This is a genomic window from Devosia pacifica (assembly GCF_014652635.1).
GTDB classification, from domain to species: Bacteria; Pseudomonadota; Alphaproteobacteria; order Rhizobiales; family Devosiaceae; genus Devosia; species Devosia pacifica.
Genome location: NZ_BMZE01000005.1, coordinates 74,521 through 91,605 on the forward strand (window position 1 = coordinate 74,521; position 17,085 = coordinate 91,605).

Consider the following 17,085-nt stretch of genomic DNA (forward strand, 5'->3'; position numbering starts at 1 on the left):
GTCACGCGCTGAGCTCCTTCAATCCGAGACGGATCAGCTTGTCGGTTGCGATGTCATCGCCGTCGCGCGCAACGATGCGGGCAATTGCGCCCGAGGCCTGCGCGCTCGAATACCCAAGATTGACGAGCGCCGAGACGGCGTCGGCGGCAGATCCCGTTGCTGTGCCCTCGCCGATAGAAGATTGCAGCCCCAGGACCGAAGGATCGACCGCTCCAATTGCGGGAATCTTGCCTTTGAGTTCGCTAAGGATGCGCTGAGCCAGCTTCGGCCCGACGCCACTCGCCCGACCGATCATTGTCTTGTCCTGCAAGGCGATGGCGCTTAGCAGTTCGGATGGTGAGGCCGTCCCCAGAATGGCAAGGGCCACGCGCGAGCCGACCCCCTGCACGGTCATCAACAAGTGAAACCAGGATTTTTCGGCCTCGGTGGCGAAGCCGAATAGCCTGATCATGTCTTCTCGTACGTAAGTCTCGATATGGAGCACCGCGCTTTCGCCGACACGCGGCAGCGCCCGAAGGGTCCGGCTTGAGCAAAAGGCCTCGTAGCAAACCCCACCAACATCGATCAGCACACGGTCATCGCCGAAACTGTCGATCTGACCCTTGAGCTTTCCGATCATGCCAGAGCTTTCACGCGAGCCGCGGCAACGCGATGATGGGCGTGGCATATGGCGACTGCCAGCGCATCCGCAGCATCGGCGTCACCGGCTTTGGATCCCGGCAACAAGGTCTTGACCATAAGCCCGATCTGGTCCTTTGCCGCATGGCCAGTGCCAACCACGGACTTTTTCACAAGATTGGCTGCGTATTCCGCTACCGGCAACCCGCGGATTGCGGGTGTCAGCAGGACGACGCCGCGTGCCTGTCCTAGGGTCAATGCCGAGCGCGGGCCTTTGTTGACGAAGGTTTCCTCAACAGCAGCTTCGAGCGGCCTCATGCGCCCGAGAACGGCATCAAGTTCACGATGCAGAACCGCCAGGCGCTCCGCGAGCTCTCCCTCGGTCGGAGGGCGGATCGTGCCACACTCAACAAAGCTGAGCCTGCTGCCCTCTACCTCGATCACTCCCCAGCCACAGCGCCGCAGCCCCGGATCGATGCCAATGATTCTCATTTCGCTTGCCTCGGTATCATGGCGCACCTCTAACTCCAGATCGCCAAGCATCCAAGACAGAAGCGAACAAAAAGAAAACATTGCATGGCGTGTCGGACGGCATTTACCGGATCGAAACCACGGCCGGCAGGCTAGTGTAAACTTCTGACCAATACTCTGTGCTCATTCAAGGACTTAACGGAGATCATCATGACAGCCGCCGGCACGTCCCTTCCGCCGCAGGCATGGTCGCGAATTCGGGTGATCTGGTTGATCATGACCGTAGTCTCGGTGGTCGTCTCCGTGTTGCTTACCACATTGATCCTCAATCGCTTCTCGGCCGGCATCAGCATTGCCGGACTTATGGCCGCCACGGTGATGCCGCTGACGCTGGGGAGCCCGTTGATATTTTACATGACACTCAAGCACGAGCAGATCAGGCATGCCAATGCACGGCTCACGGTTCTTGCGACGATTGACTGGCTGACCGGTTGCCTCAACAGGGGAGCCTTCAGCGATCGCGTCGAGACGGAACTGGCGACCGGCGTCAATGGCGCGCTGCTGATCGCCGATGCCGATGCTTTTAAGCTTGTGAACGACAAGTTCGGCCACCAACAGGGCGATGTGGCGCTCCGCTTGATTGCAGACGCGATCAAATCCGCAGTACCGCAGACAGCTCATGTCGGCCGCCTCGGCGGCGAAGAATTCGGGGTGTTCGTCGCCGGGACAACGGCTGAGGAAGCTCGAGAGCTCGCCGCCGATATCAGCCATGCCGTAAGGTCCGCACACTTCGCGCCCACTGAAAGAGACTGGCCGCTATCGATCAGCATCGGCATCGCACAGTCGCACAAGGGACTCATGTTCGATGAATTGTATCGTCTTGCCGACGCCGGCCTTTACGCGAGGAAAGCCGAGCGCGCGCTGATCCGAACGAGCGAGGCCGCCAGTGCCTCGCTCGAACGCGACGCAGCCTGAGTACAATTTTATCGGTGCTTTGAAATCGCTGTTATCGCCTCATCAGCTAGATGGGGATATTCGGACTGGATGCTTTCACCTTGCAACGTTCCTCCTTTTCCCTGCCGCGTTGGGCCTCGATCAATCGCTGGGCGATCGTTGGACCGCTGATATGCGTGGTGCTGACGCTCATCTTCAACTCGATGCTGTTTGCCGATCTTGGCGAGCAAGCGCTTGAGCGGGCGCTGATCAGCAGCATCGTCGTGCCTTTGGCGATCGCATTGCCGTTCTTCACTCTTGTGGGCGCAAAGATGCGGTCCATGGCCATCGCCAACTCCCGACTCAGCATTATTGCCCGGACAGATACGCTGACCGCCTGCATGACCAGGGCCGCCTTCACCCGGCAGGTCGAGGACATGCTGGACAACCGTGCCGGTATGACTGGCGCCCTGCTGATGCTGGACGCAGATTTCTTCAAGGCAATTAATGATCAGTACGGCCACCCGGCCGGGGATCAGGCACTGTGCCTTATCGCACGATCGATTCGCACCACGGTGCGCCGGGGCGACCTCGTCGGTCGCATGGGCGGCGAAGAGTTTGCAGTCTTCATGCCTGGCGCCAGCAGCCAGGACGCGGAACAGGTGGCGGAGCGAATCCGAAGATCGGTCCGGCTTGCCATGTTCACGCCGGACGGGAGTCCGCGCTCGCTCAGCGTCAGTATCGGTGGCGCCAGCCTCTCTGAGGCGTCAGGATTTAGTGAGTTGGTGCGTACCGCTGACCGGCAATTGTATCTGGCGAAGCAGGCAGGACGCGACAGTATCCGCATCGCGTCCCTGTCCAGTGAGCTTTCACCCGATGTAGCTTGAGCCTAGGCCTCGATCTTGGCCCAGTCCTCGTCGCTCATCTCGAAATTGGCGTAAACGTTCTGAACGTCATCGTCTTCTTCGAGCGTCGAAATCAGCTTGAGCAGGGTCGAACCCTTATCGGCATCGATCGGCGTGTTGTTCTGCGGCTTCCAGACTGCCTTGACTGATTCCGCCTCGCCGAGCTTCTCCTCGAGCACGCTCGATACATCGCTCATGGCTTCGAATGTCGTATAGATGACATGCCCGTCTTCGGAGCTTTCGACATCGTCCGCGCCAGCCTCGATAGCGGCCTCCATGACGGATTCCGCGTCCCCGGCTGTCGCCGGATATTCAATCTGACCGACCCGGTCGAACATGAAGGCGACAGAGTTGGTTTCGCCCATGGCGCCGCCGTTCTTGGAGAAATACGAACGCACGTTCGATGCCGTGCGATTGCGATTGTCGGTCAACGTCTCGACGAGAACCGCAACCCCGCCGGGCCCGTAACCCTCATAGCGGATCTCGTCGTAGTTCTCGGCATCGCCGCCCGCAGCCTTCTTGATCGCCCGCTCGATATTGTCTTTCGGCATCGACTGGGCCCGCGCGTTTGCGATTGCCAGCCGCAAGCGCGGATTCATGGACGGGTCAGGCACGCCGAGCTTTGCAGCAACCGTGATTTCACGCGCCAGCTTGGAAAAGACTTTCGAGCGGATCGCATCGCTCTTTCCCTTGCGGTGCATGATATTCTTGGCGTGTGAATGGCCGGCCATACGTATCCTCGGATGGTCAATTTCGGAATTGCGCCGCGTTATAGTGGTGCAACGGACAAAAATAAAGATCTTGCGACGGTCTTGCCTTCGCTGGCGAGCGTGGGCACACGTGAAAAATGCCCGGACCGTTTCGATCCGGGCATTGACGTTTCGCTCCTGCCGCAGCGCTATGCAGCGACCCGGTCGACTTCCGGAGTCCATTCTCCCGACGCAGCGAGTGAGTTCATCTTCGCACGATGCGTGAAGGCTGCCTGCGCCTGCGCAAAGTTCTCGCGCCGCCCAGCCCACAGGCGCAGCGCAACGTTCTGCAGGGCGCGGCCATAAGAGAAGGTGATTGGCCAGGGCTTGTTCTGGATCTTGTTGATTGCCGAAAGATGCGCGGTAGCTTCTTCGTCCGTCTGTCCGCCAGACAAAAACGCAATGCCAGGCACGGCCGCGGGCACCTGCTCGCGCAGGACCTCGTAGGTGCGCTGCGCGATATCGTCGACACTCGGCCGGTCGCGCGAGTTAACGCCAGGCAGAACCATGTTCGGCTTCAAAAGCATGCCGGACAGATCGACGCCGGCGAGGCGCAGTTCCTTGAAGACGTTCTCGAGGACGTCACCCGTCACTTGGGCGCAGCGCTCGAGCGAGTGATTCCCGGGATCGCCGTCGCCGACCACCTCGGGCTCGACCACCGGCACGATGCCTGCTTCCTGGCACAGGATCGCGTATCGCGCCAGCGCATGGGCATTGGCACGGATGTTGTTACGGGTCGGCGCGATATCGTTGATGGTGATCACCGCGCGCCACTTGGCAAAGCCGGCACCAAGTCGAGCATATTCTTCAAGCCGCTGACGCAGACCATCGAGGCCCTCGGTGATCTTCTCGCCCGATTCGCCGGGCATCGGGAACGCACCACGATCGACCTTGATCCCGGGGATCACGTCCTCATCGGCCAGAATGGCCCGGAAGGGCGTTCCGTCTGCCGCTTCCTGCTTCAACGTTTCCTCGGTGAGAATAACGCCAGAGATGTAGTTGGTCATTGCGTGGCTGGAGCGAAATAGCATCTCGCGATAGTCTCTGCGCAATTCGAGGGTCGAGGGTAAATTGATCTTCGCAAACCGCTTCTCGATCGTAGGTTCGGACTCGTCCGCAGCAAGAATCCCCTTACCCGGTTCCATCAGTTTTTGGGCGATCGCGTTCAACGACATCGCTGGCATTCCTTGTTCCCACTCCTGTTGCCTAGAGAGACGCGAAGATAGGATATTGGGTTCCGGACGGTCGATTAGACCAAGGGATATGAGACGAAAGGCGGGCTTGTATGGTAGATTCTCCCAACCGGAGTAGCGCCGGTCACGGCCAGTTTGGCGAACTCATTGCCCAAGCTGCCGCGAGTCTTCGCCCGCATTATGCCGGCGACCGTCTGTGCGGCGACGTTGCGTCGGTTGTGGTCGCATCAGATGGACAACGCTTTTGCGGCGTTTGCGTCGACACAGCGAGCTGGGGACTGTGTGCGGAACGCAGCGCCCTCGCCGCCATGATCGCCACCGGAACCTACAGCTTCACCGAAATCGTCGCTGTCTGCAGGGAGGCGACGACGGGCCGTCTGCATGTTCTGCCGCCATGCGGAATCTGCCGCGAATTCATGCAGCAGATTGATGCCAGAAATCTCGATGCACGCGTGGTCTTGGGTGAAGGCGAAGCCGTGCTCCTGCGTGACCTGTTGCCGCGCAATGCCTGGCCCGACCCATTGCCAGAGGGCTACTGACTACTCGGATGTCTCGAGTACGGCGACGCCCGGAAGCGTCTTGCCTTCCATCCATTCGAGGAAAGCGCCGCCGGCGGTTGATACGTAGGTGAACTTGTCCTTCACTCCAGCGCGCGCGAGAGCGGAAACGGTATCGCCGCCGCCGGCGATCGAGGTGACGTGACCGGCCTTGGTGCGTTGCGCCACATATTGCGCGACTTCCACAGTGCCCTTGTCGAACGGTTCGATCTCGAACGCGCCTAGCGGACCGTTCCATACGACGGTACGCGCATCGTCAATCGCTGCCTTGATCCGCTCGATCGAGCCGGGTCCGACATCGAGCACCATTCCATCGGGATCGAGGCTGTCGACACCATAGAGGCGATGCGGCGCATTGGCTTCGAAATGCCAGGCCACGGCCGCGTCGATCGGCAGGATGATGGCGCAGCCGGACTTGTCGGCGCGCTCAAGAATCCGATTGGCCGTCTCGGCCAGATCCTTTTCAGCAAGCGACTTGCCGATGCCGTAACCCATGGCGTGAAGGAACGTGTTGGCCATTCCACCGCCGATTACCAAAGCGTCGACCCGCTGCACGAGATTCTCGAGCAGATCGATCTTGGTCGACACTTTCGCGCCACCGACAACCGCGATGACCGGGCGCGTCGGTTTGCCGAGACCGGCCTGCAGGGCTTCGAGCTCGGCCTGCATCGCGAGGCCTGCGGCGGACGGCAGCAGCCGTGCCACCCCTTCGGTCGAGGCGTGTGCACGGTGAGCCGCCGAGAATGCGTCGTTGACGAACACGTCGCCCAGGCTCGCCATACGCTTGGCAAGATCCTCGTCGTTCTTTTCCTCGCCGGGATGAAACCGCGTGTTTTCGAGAACAAGAACGCTTCCGGGCGCTGCAGCCTCGATCGCCTTTTGCGCCGCCGATACGTCTGTCCAGTCCGTTTCGACAAACTGCGCATCGTGTCCGGTGGCTTTCGCCACCGCCGGTGCCACGATGCGCAATGAGAAATCTTGATCGACCTTGCCCTTGGGCCGGCCGAAATGGCTGAGCAGAATAACCTTTGCGTCTGTCTTCACGAGCTCACGGATGGTCGGAACAATGCGCTCGATGCGGGTCGCGTCGGTCACCTCGCCGCCTGAAACCGGCACGTTCAGATCGGCGCGCAGCAGCACGCGCTTGCCGGCAAAATCGATGTCTTCGAGGGTCTTGAACGCGTTGCTCATGAAAGCCTCCGGATCGCATTGTTGCTGTGGCCTAGCAGAGTACCGCCGAGCGCGAAAGCGCTTCCCGCAAGTTTTCGCACGAGGGGCTTGACCTGCCCCCAGGAGATGCCCGGCATGGATATGCGGTCAGCAACAATCGAGGTGAGTCGTGAACGCTCCCGCCCAACACCTTTCGCCCTCGGAGGCTTCATCAGCACTCGGGATCTCTATCAAAGCCCTGAGGCTTTACGAGGAGTACGGTCTGCTGCAACCCGCGCGCACGCTTTCCGGCTGGAGGGTGTATGGCCCTGCCCAGATCGCAAGAGCCCGTTCCATAGTGGCTTTGCGGCGGCTCGGCATGAGCCTGCGCCAGATTGAGAAGGTCCTCGATGGCGATGCTGAGACCGCTCGGGAGGCGCTCGCAGTCCACAGAGACTCTCTCGAGCGTGAGCTTGAAAAGCTTGCGGGGGCTCACTCAGCGATCGGAGCCGTTTCAGATCGTCTCGACAAGGACACTATGCACGCAGCCGATGCCATAGGCGATGTTGTGACGCATGAACCAGAGCTGAGCCTGCACCTGCCTTGGCCCTGGGCAGGCGAGAGGTTCGAAATCGCTCAGATATTGCCGCTGACTTACATCGTGGGGCCACTTGGCAGTGGCAAGACGCGCCTCGCCGGCTCTATCGCAAGCGCTCTCGGGGCCGAGTTTGTAGGCATGGATCGCCTGGAAAAGCAGCCTGAACTGTCGAGTTCTGATGTGAACACGGCCATGGCGTGGTTGGTGAGGGAGGGTGCCAGCGCTTCACCGGCGCTTGGTGCTCTTGTGGCGGCGCTTTCGACCGGAGCCAGCGCCTATGTCATCGATTATATCGAGGCCGAACTTGATTCCGCCTCCCAGACTGCACTTGGTCTCTGGCTTCGCCAACGCGGCAAGGCAGCACCGCCGATCTTTCTGACGACACGTTCAACCGCTATTCTGGACCTCGAAGCGACTGGGCGCGACCAGTGCCTCGTCTACTGTCCGGCCAATCACGCACCGGCTCATGTCGTGCTTCCTTATCAAGGCGCGCCGGGTTTCGAGGCGTTGAGCCTGTGCCTCGCAACGCCGCAAGTGTGGGCGCGGACGAAGGGGATGCATGTCGTCGTATCCGGAACAGGTGCCCGCTAGAGCCTGAACAAAAAAGGCAGGGCCATCGGCCCTGCCTTAAAAACGCTGAGCGTTCGAAAGCGTCAGATCGCCTTGCCGAGGGCTACGGCCGTATCGACCATGCGGTTCGAGAAGCCCCACTCGTTGTCGTACCAGCTGAGAACCGAGACGAACGTGCCGTCCATCACCTTGGTCTGGTCGAGCGCCATGGTCGAAGAGTGCGGATCATGGTTCAAGTCGATCGAGACATTGGGGTGCAGCGTGTAGTTCAGGATGCCCTTCAGGCTGCCTTCGGCGTATTCCTTGACGATATTGTTGATCTCGTCAGCCGTCGTATCGCGCTTGGTGATGAACTTGAAATCCACCAGCGAGACGTTTGGCGTCGGCACACGCACCGAAACGCCATCCAGCTTGCCTTTGAGTTCCGGCAACACCAGGCCGATTGCGCGCGCGGCACCGGTCGAGGTCGGGATCTGCGACAGCGCCGCTGCGCGGGCCCGGTAAAGATCCTTATGCATGGTGTCGAGGGTCGGCTGATCACCGGTATAAGAGTGGATGGTGGTCATCATCCCGCGCTCGATGCCGACGGTCTCGTTGAAGACGTAGGCCAGCGGCGCCAGGCAGTTGGTGGTGCAAGATGCGTTCGAGATGACCGTGTGGCCTTTCTCGATCTTGTCGTGGTTGATGCCGTAGACGACCGTCAGGTCAGCGCCATCGCCGGGTGCGGAAATCAATACTTTCTTGGCGCCGGCCTTGAGGTGCGCCGAGGCCTTCTCCTTGGAGGTGAAAATACCCGTGCACTCGAGGACGATTTCGACGCCCATATCGCCATGCGGAAGCTCTTCGGGATTGCGCACCGCAGTGACCTTGATCGGGCCACGACCGACATCGATCGTATCGCCATCGACTGTAACGGTGCCGGGGAAACGACCATGCACGCTGTCAAAGCGGATCAGGTGAGCATTGGTCTCGACCGGACCAAGATCGTTGATTGCAACAACCTCGATATCGGTGCGGCCCGACTCGATGATCGAACGCAGCACATTGCGGCCAATGCGGCCAAACCCATTGATGGCGACACGAACTGCCATTTAACGCTCCTTGAAAGACAAGGTTATTGGGAGGAGGGACGGCGCCCTATTACATCTGCGATACGACAGCTTCAACAATTGCCTCGGCGGTGATGCCGAAGAAGCTGTAGAGGTCTTCGATCTTGCCCGAAGCGCCGAACCCGGTCATGCCGACGAACTTGCCCTTGTCGCCAAGGAAGCGCGCCCAGCTCATGCCAACCCCAGCCTCGATCGCAACGCGTGCCTTGGCACCGCCGAAGATCTCGTCCTTATAGCCATCGGGCTGCTCTTCGAAGAGCTCCATCGACGGAACCGACACGACCCGTGCCGAGATACCCTTCTGCTCCTCAAGCATCTTCATGCCTTCAAGGGCGATGGTCACTTCAGAACCTGATGCAAAGATGACGACATCCGCCTCGGGGCTGCCGGCGACAGTATAGGCGCCGCGGCGAGATTTGTTTTCCATCGCGTAGTCCGGGCGAACCGACGGCAGGCCTTGCCGGGAGAGCGCCAGCACCGACGGACGCGCCTCGCTTTCAAGGGCAATCTGCCAGCACTCGAGCGCCTCGGTGGCATCCGCCGGACGCAACACCAGAAGGTTGGGAATGGCGCGCAACGCGGAAAGATGTTCAACCGGCTGGTGCGTCGGCCCGTCTTCGCCAAGACCAATGGAATCGTGGGTCATCACGTAGATGACGCGGATGCCCATCAGTGCTGAGAGGCGGATCGAGGGACGGGCGTAATCGGTAAAGCACAGGAACGAGCCGCCGTAAGGAATAAGCCCGCCATGCAGCGCAATGCCGTTCATCGCGGCAGCCATGCCGTGCTCGCGAATGCCGTAATGCATGTAGCGCCCGCTGCGATCATCAGCGGTGAACGGCTTGGTCTGCGAGGTATTGGTATTGTTCGAGCCGGTCAGGTCCGCCGAACCGCCAAGCGTCTCGGTCAGAGCGCCATTAATGACTTCGAGCGCGTTCTGGCTCGATTTGCGGGTGGCCAGCTTCGGCTGCTCCTCGGCGAGCTGCTTCTTGAACCCATCGAGGGCCTCTGCAAAGCCAGGCGCGAGTTCGCCGGCCATCCGGCGCTCGAATTCGGCCCGCTTGTCTGACGCCTCGAGACGCTCGAGCCATTCGGCACGAACCTGGCTGCCGCGCGCACCGGCAGAGCGCCAGGCCGAGATCACATCCTGCGGCACTTCGAACTCAGGATATTCAATACCAAGCGCCTGCTTGGCAGCCTTGAGTTCATCAGCGCCGAGCGGCGAGCCGTGAACACCGGCCGTGCCGGACTTTTTGGGAGCGCCGTAGCCAATGGTGGTCTTGGCGGCAATGAGCGTCGGCTGGTCGTTCTGCTTGGCTTCGATCAGTGCCTTCTCGATCGCGTCCTGATCGTGTCCATCAACCGAAATCGTCGCCCAACCGGAAGCTTCGAAGCGCTTCAGCTGATCGGTCGAGTCGGCGTTGCTCACCTTGCCGTCGATGGTGATGCCGTTATTGTCCCAGATCACGATCAGCTTGTTGAGCTTGAGGTGACCGGCAAGGCCGATGGATTCCTGCGAGATGCCTTCCATCAGGCAGCCATCGCCGGCAAGCGCATAGGTGTAGTGGTCAACGAGGTCGGAGCCGAACTCCGCAGCGAGTTTAGCTTCCGCGATCGCCATGCCGACGGCATTACCTACACCCTGCCCCAACGGGCCGGTCGTGGTCTCGATGCCCTGGGCGAAGTGATACTCGGGGTGTCCAGCAGTCTTCGAGTTGACCTGGCGGAATTCCTTGATCTGCTCGATCGTCATGTCCTTATAGCCAAGCAGATACAGCGAGGCATAAAGCAGCATCGAGCCGTGTCCGGCGGACAGCACGAAACGATCCCGATCGGCCCATTTGTGGTCCTGCGGATCGAACTTCATGATCTTGGTGAACAACACCGTCGCAATGTCGGCGCAGCCCATCGGCAGGCCAGGGTGTCCGGACTGCGCCTTTTCCACCGCATCCATAGCAAGGGACCTGATGGCGTTTGCCAGATCGTTCTGCTGGGCTGTATTGCTCATGATTTCCCGCTCTCAAAATCGCTTGAATCTGTGCACAGGAGGGTGCACTTGGCCTTTCGCCGAAGGCGGTAAGGGCATAACAGGTTCCGATACCCTGTCAATGCGCGCCGGTTGCAATGTATCCTGTGCTACGGCTTACTGAACCTGCCGGAATCGGCGAGCATCGAGGACCATAGCGCCAATGGGTGACAATCAGCACGAAGACGGAATGGATGCGGCAATCGCCCGGTTCGATCGCGCCATGGGGCGCCTCGAGGCAAGTGTGCGCAGCCTCAACGGACGTATGCGGACGCTGAACCGGATCGAGGTTGACACGCAGCGCCTGATCAATGAGCGCGCACGCCTGGCAGCAGATCTGGACAAAGCCTCGGCACGGGCGAAGCGCCTTGATGATAGTGCGCACGAGGTATCGCGCAGGCTGGTCGATGCCATGGAAACGGTACGCCACGTACTGGCGAAGTAATATGTGTGCCGACTTGTTCGGCAAGGCTAGGGAGTTGCAGCGGTGCCCGAGGTGAACGTCGAGATCAATGGCCGTCGATACCGCATGGCCTGCGAGGACGGACAACAGCAGCATCTGATCGGCCTTGCTGAGCGCTTCAACCGTCAGGTTGAAGATCTCAAGGGCGTTGTCGGTGAGATCGGTGATGGCCGGCTGACCGTCATGGCCGGCATTGCCGTGCTCGATGCCTTGTCGGATTCAGAAAGGCGGATCGCTGAACTCGAACGGCATGTGACGGACCTCACCGATGCAGGAGAGGCGTTGTCCAACGATCTCGAGCGCATGGAAGAGCGATTTGCAAGCAAGCTCGGAGAAGCGGCGCGCAAGCTAGAGGCCGTGGCGACCGCCATCGATGAAACCGGCGTCCAGTCCGGCCAGCAGTCCTAGTCGTTCTTTTGGACGATGCAGTTGCCGCCGGCAGCGAGCAGATCGCTGCATAAGGCTTGGGCTGCCTCGCGGGACGAACGTCCGACCATGGCTGAATAGCGGGCCCGCGGGCCGAAGTTCGGATTCCTTACCGTCAGCATCATCAACTGCTCGTCCCCGAGGACTGATGAGAAGCGGGCCTGGGCCTGCTCAAATCGCTGCCGTGCCGTCGCGGGCGAATAGTTCTGCGCAATAAGGATGCCCCAGGGCTGCCACGCTCCCGGGCTGGGCGTCGGGTCGCGCAGCGGTATCGCTGCCGCCATATCCCGGCATGCCTCGTCGAACGGCAGGTCCTCATCGAGCGCGAAATCCACCTCACCCTCAGGCATTGCGAGCCAGTACTCGACTGACTGTCCGGTGATGATCTCGACATAGCCGCGCGTTTCGAGAGGCGCTCCGGCCCGCCCGGCCAGTATGCGTGCGGCACGCCCCTCCCCCGCATTATAGGCGACAGCGGCAAGACCGAGATTGCCGAACTGCTCGGCCAGCGCCGACAGATATTCCGCCGAGTAGGCCAAGGCCGAGGCACTATCGAACGGGTTCGCTAGCGCCCTCAGCCTTGCCGTACCCGGCATGAACTGGGCGATGCCCTGAGCGCCTGCGGGACTGATCGCTTCCGGATCAAACCGGCTCTCCTGCCAGATCAGACGCGCGAAGAACGCCGGCGGCAAATTCCAGCGATCCGCAAAGCTGGCGATCGCGACACAGGTATCGCCAACAAAATTGTCCCGGGTGATGCAGATGCGCTCCCCGGAATGGTTTGTGCAGGACTGGCTGGTTTCTGACTTTGCCTCCGCCGCCAAACTGGCCGAGCACCATAGCGAAGCTAGGCCCACCATCAGCAGCAATCGCGAAAAGCGAAGAAAGAGTCTGCGCTGAGACCATGAACGGAATCGAGACTGTGTAGAGGCAAGGTTCACGGCCAATATCGCCCTTTGCAGCGGCCGGCAAAGCGCCTATATCTGTCGGGCTGCCCGGCGCGTGTAGGACTATCATATCCCCGGGGCCTTATCGATCCTAAAGGGAGCTGTCCCTGACCGAGCCCGTGGGCTCGGACATATGGCGCCCACCTACTTATGTAGGTTCCCGGGATCGTTTGTCCCACGGCCAGGGCGGCACAAGTTTCACGCCAACCCGCAGGCCGCATGCTGGACGACACAATCGAACAGGCAAAGCAGGCTTTGCGCAATAAGGCCCGGGACCAGCGCGCAGCGCTCTCCGAGGACACCCGGGCACAAGCCTCGCGCAAGATCTGCGACAGGTTCTTCGAAGCCTTCGCGCCGACATCAGGCCAGATTGTCGCCGCTTACTGGCGCATTCGCGATGAAGTTGATTGCGAGCCGATCCTGGTGCGGCTGATGGATTCCGGCCAGCCTGTCTGCCTGCCAGTCGTCATGGGTGACGATCGCCCGCTCGATCTGAGGATCTGGGAGCCCGGCACGCCGCTATACCCCGCTGGTTTCGGGACCCTGGCACCCGAGGCGCTGGCACCACGTGCCGAACCAGATATCATTCTCGTGCCTCTCCTCGGCTTCGACGACACCGGAACTCGGCTCGGCTATGGCGGCGGCTTTTATGACAGGACACTGACCATTCTCAGCAAACGACCGCTCCTTATCGGTCTCGCCTATGCCTGCCAGAAGCTCGAAACCGTGCCACGCGCGCCGCACGATGTTCCGCTTGATGCGGTGGTGACCGAAGATGGCGTCACCCGGTTCAGCGAGGCGCCATGAGATTACTGTTTCTGGGAGACGTCGTCGGCCGCGTCGGTCGCGACGCTGTCGCGGATCGGCTTGCCGGCCTGATCGAACGCCTTCGGCTCGATTTTGTCGTCGTCAACGGTGAGAACGCCAGCCACGGGCGCGGGCTGACCGAGCAGCATTTCGCACTGCTGCGCGACGCCGGCGCCGATGTGGTGACGCTTGGCGACCATGCCTTTGACCAGCGCGAGACGATATCCTTCATCGAGCGCGAACCGATGCTGCTGCGCCCGCTCAATTTTCCCGATGGCACGCCTGGACGCGGCGCGATGCTGGCGGAGGGCCGGAATGGGCATCGCGTACTCGTCGTGACGGCACTCGGCCGGGTGTTCATGAAGCCAATTGATGATCCGTTCCGTGCGGTCGAGGCCGCCATCGCCGCCTGCCCGCTTGGCGAGCAGGCCGACGCCGTGGTGGTCGATTTTCATACTGAAGCGACGTCGGAAATTCAGGCTATGGGTCACTTTCTCGATGGGCGCGCCAGCCTCGTCGTCGGCACGCACACCCATATCCCGACATCAGACCACCGCATTCTCGGGGGCGGCACTGCGCTGATGGCGGATGCCGGCATGTGCGGCGACTATGATTCCGTCATCGGTGTCGAGATGGACGAGCCAATCAATCGGTTCCTGACGGGCCTTGCCTCTACCCGCTTCAACCCCGCCAATGGCGAGGCGACGCTGTCTGGCATTGTCATCGAGACGGACCCGAAGACCGGCTTGGCGCGCCGGGCAGAGCCGCTGCGCGTCGGCGGCAGCCTCTCCCAATGCATGCCCGATTTCGATTGACCATGGCGCACGCAGGCGTGAACAGAAACTTGCACTGACGCACCATTTCTCGCCAAATTGCGCGGCCATAGAACCCCGCCAAACATTTCGGTTCGCGATGTCAGCACAGTTATACCTTATCACTCCCGAGAATACCGACCCTGGGGCCTTCGGGACCCTGCTTGCCGGACTGGTCGAATCGGCTCCGGTTTCGGCGTTGCTCGTGCGCCGCAACGAACTGAGCGAGGCTGATTTCCGGGCGATGGTAAAGACTGCCTGCACCGTAGCGCAGCCGGGCGGATGCGCCGTGATCGTCGAGGACGATGCAGAAATGGCGCGCGAGTGCGGCGCCGATGGCGTTCACATCACCGGCTCGCTCGAGGATGCACGCCTGGCCGCAAAGCAACTGAAGCCGCAGATGATCGTCGGCGCCGGCCCAAGTCCCAGCCGCCACCTCGACATGTCCCTCGGCGAACTCGAGATCGACTACCTGTTCTTCGGTTCGCTGGCAGAACCAGCACTCGAAGATGCGCGAGAACGCGGCGGCTGGTGGGCCGAAACGTTCGAGGTGCCCGCCGTGCTGCACGGAACACTCGATGGGGATGCCGCCGGGTGCGAATTCCTCGCGCTCGGATCAGACCTGTGGCGGCAGGAAGATCCGATTGCCGCCCTGCGTTCGCTGGCCGAGAGGTTGGAGGCAGCATGAAGCGACTGGTTGCACTGGCGCTTGCCAGCCTCATCGCCGCACAGGCGATGGCTGCGGAGATGGCAAACGAGGCCGAAGAGGCCCGGCGCATCAGCGAATCTATCTTCGGCGCCGCAGACGTAGACGCCGAAAGCGTGGACGCTGAGCTGCCGACTGTGACTTCCGACGGAGCTCCGGCAGATCTGGCCTATGGCGCCTATCAGCGCGGCTACTATCTGACGGCCCTTGATCGCGCCCTGCCGCGTGCCGAACAAGGCGATGCGGTTGCGCAAACGCTTATTGCCGAAATTTACGCGAACGGCCTCGGCGTTGGGGTCAATCTGGAGCGCGCGGCCGGCTGGTACCGGCTCGCTGCCCGCAATGGCGACCCGATCGCGATGTTCGAACTCGCAAATCTTTATTACAACGGCACCGGTGTTGAGCAGGACCGCGAACGGGCGGCAGACCTGATGCGCCAGGCGGCCGAGGCGGGTAACAGCGAAGCCAAGTACAATCTGGCGCTACTGCATGTCGAAGGCATCAGCGTCAAGCCGAACCTGACCCGTGCAGCCGACTTGATGCGGCAAGCAGCCGATTCGGAACTGCCTGAGGCGCAGTACGATTACGGCATCATGCTTCTGGAGGGCGCCGGCGTCATACCAGACATCGAGCAAGGCGCGACCTATATCAGGGCGGCTGCCGAGGCAGGGCTGCAGGCGGCACAAGTCGATTTCGCGACCATGCTCTACCTCGGTCAGGGGGTGGAGAGAGACCTTGAGGCTGCGGTCGACTGGTACCGCAAGGCCGCCAATGCAGGCAATCCGGTTGCACAAAATCGCTATGCCAAGTTGCTTGCCGCCGGGGAAGGCACCAATCTCAGCCTTGAAGACGCCGCGATGTGGCGTGCGCTGGCTCGGCGCCAGGGGTTTTCAGACCCCGAACTCGATCGTCTGCTGATTTCCATTCCGCCGCAGATGCTGGCGCGTGCCGAAGAACGGGCGCGCTACTGGCCGGCACCGATTCCAGAAATCGATGCACCGGCATTTTACAGCGGCATGGGTCTTGGCAATTCGGAGTCTGCTGGCGCGTCCCCTGAGCTGGAGCCGGCGGCCGGTATAGAAGACGATGCCGCAGTATCAGCTGCCCCTATTCCGCGGCAACGCCCCAATTCTCTTGAACCTACAGGCGATGTGGGGCAATAAGCACGCGGTTTGCCTTGGGCAAACGCTTCCCCGATCAGTTTCGACGATCGACGAGCCTATGGAGTTCCGATGGCCCGCTCAGCCCTTTTGCACATCATGGTTCAGGCTGCCATCAAGGCCGGCCGCTCACTGACGCGAGATTTTGGCGAGGTCGAGAACCTTCAGGTTTCGCGCAAGGGCCCCGCTGACTATGTCTCCGCAGCCGACCGGCGCGCCGAGCAGATCGTTTTTGAGGCGCTGCAGAAGGCGCGTCCGACCTACGCTTTCCTTATGGAAGAAGGCGGCGAGGTCGCCGGGACTGATGGCCAGCACCGCTGGATTATCGATCCTCTGGACGGCACCACGAATTTCCTGCACTCGATCCCGCTCTTTGCAGTGGCGATCGCCCTTCAGCGTGGCGACGAGATCGTCGCGTCGGTCATCTACAACCCGGTGCTTGATGAACTCTACACCGCGGAAAAAGGAGGCGGCGCCTGGCTGAGCGATCGCCGCCGGCTGCGCGTCTCGTCCCGGCGACATCTTGCCGATTGCGTTGCCGTTACCGGCATCAAGACGCAGGGCACCGCCAATGACGGTCTCGAATTGCGCCAGGTCGCGGCAATCAACCCGGCAGTCTCGGGCATCCGCCGTTCGGGCTCTGCCTCGATGGACCTCGCCTGGCTCGCGGCTGGCCGCTACGACGTCATGTGGGAAGCCGGACTCGCCCCTTGGGACGTGGCGCCTGGGCTTTTGATGGTGCGCGAGGCCGGTGGCACAATCACAGATTACGCTGGCACCGGCGGATCCATCTGGAATGGCCAGGTTGTTGCCGGTAACGAGACCGTACAGGCGCAATTATTGAAGGCCCTCAAGCCGATTCAGTAATTGACCCAAGTTGGTTCGA

General features: G+C 61.2%; 19 protein-coding genes and 1 other RNA gene. 12 read left to right on the top strand and 8 right to left on the bottom strand.

Annotation, left to right across the window (positions count from 1 at the left end; genetic code table 11):
* Position 1 precedes the first annotated feature (1 nt).
* Together ruvA and ruvC are read right to left on the bottom strand one after the other, a co-directional pair.
* Positions 2–619, bottom strand: a complete 618-nt coding sequence (gene ruvA / locus IE127_RS18715; protein WP_189427321.1) for a Holliday junction branch migration protein RuvA — start codon at positions 617–619, stop codon at positions 2–4.
* On the bottom strand, positions 616–1,110 hold the full coding sequence (gene ruvC, locus IE127_RS18720; protein ID WP_189427322.1) for a crossover junction endodeoxyribonuclease RuvC: 495 nt from the start codon (positions 1,108–1,110) through the stop codon (positions 616–618). Before ruvC ends, ruvA begins: the two co-directional genes overlap by 4 nt.
* A gap of 189 nt (positions 1,111–1,299) precedes the next feature.
* Between ruvC and IE127_RS18725 the strand changes: the two genes are divergently transcribed.
* Positions 1,300–2,064, top strand: coding sequence for a GGDEF domain-containing protein (locus IE127_RS18725; protein ID WP_189427323.1), 765 nt, complete (start codon positions 1,300–1,302; stop codon positions 2,062–2,064).
* A gap of 80 nt (positions 2,065–2,144) precedes the next feature.
* On the top strand, positions 2,145–2,909 hold the full coding sequence (locus IE127_RS18730; protein WP_189427324.1) for a GGDEF domain-containing protein: 765 nt from the start codon (positions 2,145–2,147) through the stop codon (positions 2,907–2,909).
* A 2-nt stretch (positions 2,910–2,911) separates the two neighbouring features.
* Here IE127_RS18730 and IE127_RS18735 read toward each other — a convergent pair whose 3' ends face one another.
* Both IE127_RS18735 and IE127_RS18740 read right to left on the bottom strand, forming a co-directional pair.
* A complete protein-coding gene (locus IE127_RS18735; RefSeq protein ID WP_189427325.1) occupies positions 2,912–3,658 on the bottom strand; it encodes a YebC/PmpR family DNA-binding transcriptional regulator in 747 nt (248 codons plus the stop codon).
* A gap of 167 nt (positions 3,659–3,825) precedes the next feature.
* Positions 3,826–4,851: a class I fructose-bisphosphate aldolase gene (locus tag IE127_RS18740; protein WP_189427326.1), complete on the bottom strand. Its 1,026-nt coding sequence runs from the start codon at positions 4,849–4,851 to the stop codon at positions 3,826–3,828.
* Between the two features lie 110 nt (positions 4,852–4,961).
* Between IE127_RS18740 and IE127_RS18745 the strand changes: the two genes are divergently transcribed.
* Positions 4,962–5,408, top strand: coding sequence for a cytidine deaminase family protein (locus tag IE127_RS18745; RefSeq protein WP_189427327.1), 447 nt, complete (start codon positions 4,962–4,964; stop codon positions 5,406–5,408).
* Here the strand turns inward: IE127_RS18745 and IE127_RS18750 are convergent, their stop codons facing one another.
* Positions 5,409–6,617, bottom strand: a complete 1,209-nt coding sequence (locus tag IE127_RS18750; RefSeq protein ID WP_189427328.1) for a phosphoglycerate kinase — start codon at positions 6,615–6,617, stop codon at positions 5,409–5,411.
* Between the two features lie 148 nt (positions 6,618–6,765).
* On the opposite strand from IE127_RS18750, the gene IE127_RS18755 reads away from it, so the two are divergent.
* The gene (locus IE127_RS18755; RefSeq protein ID WP_189427329.1) at positions 6,766–7,764 is read left to right on the top strand and encodes a MerR family transcriptional regulator; all 999 of its coding nucleotides are present in this window, start codon (positions 6,766–6,768) and stop codon (positions 7,762–7,764) included.
* A gap of 62 nt (positions 7,765–7,826) precedes the next feature.
* Here IE127_RS18755 and gap read toward each other — a convergent pair whose 3' ends face one another.
* Both gap and tkt read right to left on the bottom strand, forming a co-directional pair.
* Positions 7,827–8,834: a type I glyceraldehyde-3-phosphate dehydrogenase gene (gene gap / locus IE127_RS18760; protein WP_189427330.1), complete on the bottom strand. Its 1,008-nt coding sequence runs from the start codon at positions 8,832–8,834 to the stop codon at positions 7,827–7,829.
* 49 nt (positions 8,835–8,883) lie between these two features.
* Complete coding sequence (gene tkt / locus IE127_RS18765; RefSeq protein ID WP_189427331.1) at positions 8,884–10,860, bottom strand: transketolase; 1,977 nt, start codon at positions 10,858–10,860, stop codon at positions 8,884–8,886.
* 181 nt (positions 10,861–11,041) lie between these two features.
* Here tkt and IE127_RS18770 point away from each other — a divergent pair, with 181 nt between their 5' ends.
* Both IE127_RS18770 and IE127_RS18775 read left to right on the top strand, forming a co-directional pair.
* Positions 11,042–11,323: a DUF4164 family protein gene (locus tag IE127_RS18770; protein WP_244640352.1), complete on the top strand. Its 282-nt coding sequence runs from the start codon at positions 11,042–11,044 to the stop codon at positions 11,321–11,323.
* A 42-nt stretch (positions 11,324–11,365) separates the two neighbouring features.
* Positions 11,366–11,749 carry a cell division protein ZapA gene (locus IE127_RS18775; protein WP_189427332.1) on the top strand — a complete coding sequence of 128 codons (384 nt, stop codon included), beginning with the start codon at positions 11,366–11,368 and terminating at the stop codon, positions 11,747–11,749.
* On the opposite strand, the gene IE127_RS18780 is transcribed toward IE127_RS18775, so the two are convergent.
* Positions 11,746–12,627 (bottom strand): lytic transglycosylase domain-containing protein, encoded by an 882-nt coding sequence (locus IE127_RS18780; protein WP_189427333.1) that lies wholly within the window; start codon positions 12,625–12,627, stop codon positions 11,746–11,748. The genes IE127_RS18775 and IE127_RS18780 overlap by 4 nt on opposite strands.
* A gap of 125 nt (positions 12,628–12,752) precedes the next feature.
* Here IE127_RS18780 and ssrS point away from each other — a divergent pair.
* The 6 genes from ssrS to IE127_RS18810 all read left to right on the top strand — a co-directional run bounded on the left by ssrS (position 12,753) and on the right by IE127_RS18810 (position 17,066).
* Positions 12,753–12,911, top strand: a non-coding RNA gene (ssrS, locus tag IE127_RS18785) — 6S RNA.
* A gap of 22 nt (positions 12,912–12,933) precedes the next feature.
* On the top strand, positions 12,934–13,521 hold the full coding sequence (locus IE127_RS18790) for a 5-formyltetrahydrofolate cyclo-ligase (RefSeq protein ID WP_189427334.1): 588 nt from the start codon (positions 12,934–12,936) through the stop codon (positions 13,519–13,521).
* Positions 13,518–14,336: a TIGR00282 family metallophosphoesterase gene (locus tag IE127_RS18795; protein ID WP_189427335.1), complete on the top strand. Its 819-nt coding sequence runs from the start codon at positions 13,518–13,520 to the stop codon at positions 14,334–14,336. Before IE127_RS18790 ends, IE127_RS18795 begins: the two co-directional genes overlap by 4 nt.
* Positions 14,337–14,433: 97 nt before the next feature.
* Positions 14,434–15,021, top strand: a complete 588-nt coding sequence (locus IE127_RS18800) for a thiamine phosphate synthase (protein WP_189427336.1) — start codon at positions 14,434–14,436, stop codon at positions 15,019–15,021.
* Entirely contained in the window at positions 15,018–16,202 is a 1,185-nt protein-coding gene (locus IE127_RS18805; RefSeq protein ID WP_189427337.1) for a tetratricopeptide repeat protein, read from the top strand. Before IE127_RS18800 ends, IE127_RS18805 begins: the two co-directional genes overlap by 4 nt.
* 69 nt (positions 16,203–16,271) lie before the next feature.
* The gene (locus IE127_RS18810; protein WP_189427338.1) at positions 16,272–17,066 is read left to right on the top strand and encodes an inositol monophosphatase family protein; all 795 of its coding nucleotides are present in this window, start codon (positions 16,272–16,274) and stop codon (positions 17,064–17,066) included.
* Positions 17,067–17,085 lie beyond the last annotated feature (19 nt).

What these genes read in the sequence shown, in the direction of transcription:
- ruvA (WP_189427321.1), bottom strand. Translation starts at nt 619, where the DNA reads ATGATCGGAAAGCTCAAGGGTCAGATCGACAGTTTCGGCGATGACCGT.
- ruvC (WP_189427322.1), bottom strand. Translation starts at nt 1,110, where the DNA reads ATGAGAATCATTGGCATCGATCCGGGGCTGCGGCGCTGTGGCTGGGGA.
- IE127_RS18725 (WP_189427323.1), top strand. Translation starts at nt 1,300, where the DNA reads ATGACAGCCGCCGGCACGTCCCTTCCGCCGCAGGCATGGTCGCGAATT.
- IE127_RS18735 (WP_189427325.1), bottom strand. Translation starts at nt 3,658, where the DNA reads ATGGCCGGCCATTCACACGCCAAGAATATCATGCACCGCAAGGGAAAG.
- IE127_RS18740 (WP_189427326.1), bottom strand. Translation starts at nt 4,851, where the DNA reads ATGTCGTTGAACGCGATCGCCCAAAAACTGATGGAACCGGGTAAGGGG.
- IE127_RS18745 (WP_189427327.1), top strand. Translation starts at nt 4,962, where the DNA reads ATGGTAGATTCTCCCAACCGGAGTAGCGCCGGTCACGGCCAGTTTGGC.
- IE127_RS18750 (WP_189427328.1), bottom strand. Translation starts at nt 6,617, where the DNA reads ATGAGCAACGCGTTCAAGACCCTCGAAGACATCGATTTTGCCGGCAAG.
- gap (WP_189427330.1), bottom strand. Translation starts at nt 8,834, where the DNA reads ATGGCAGTTCGTGTCGCCATCAATGGGTTTGGCCGCATTGGCCGCAAT.
- tkt (WP_189427331.1), bottom strand. Translation starts at nt 10,860, where the DNA reads ATGAGCAATACAGCCCAGCAGAACGATCTGGCAAACGCCATCAGGTCC.
- IE127_RS18770 (WP_244640352.1), top strand. Translation starts at nt 11,042, where the DNA reads ATGGGTGACAATCAGCACGAAGACGGAATGGATGCGGCAATCGCCCGG.
- IE127_RS18780 (WP_189427333.1), bottom strand. Translation starts at nt 12,627, where the DNA reads ATGGTGGGCCTAGCTTCGCTATGGTGCTCGGCCAGTTTGGCGGCGGAG.
- IE127_RS18790 (WP_189427334.1), top strand. Translation starts at nt 12,934, where the DNA reads ATGCTGGACGACACAATCGAACAGGCAAAGCAGGCTTTGCGCAATAAG.
- IE127_RS18795 (WP_189427335.1), top strand. Translation starts at nt 13,518, where the DNA reads ATGAGATTACTGTTTCTGGGAGACGTCGTCGGCCGCGTCGGTCGCGAC.
- IE127_RS18800 (WP_189427336.1), top strand. Translation starts at nt 14,434, where the DNA reads ATGTCAGCACAGTTATACCTTATCACTCCCGAGAATACCGACCCTGGG.
- IE127_RS18805 (WP_189427337.1), top strand. Translation starts at nt 15,018, where the DNA reads ATGAAGCGACTGGTTGCACTGGCGCTTGCCAGCCTCATCGCCGCACAG.
- IE127_RS18810 (WP_189427338.1), top strand. Translation starts at nt 16,272, where the DNA reads ATGGCCCGCTCAGCCCTTTTGCACATCATGGTTCAGGCTGCCATCAAG.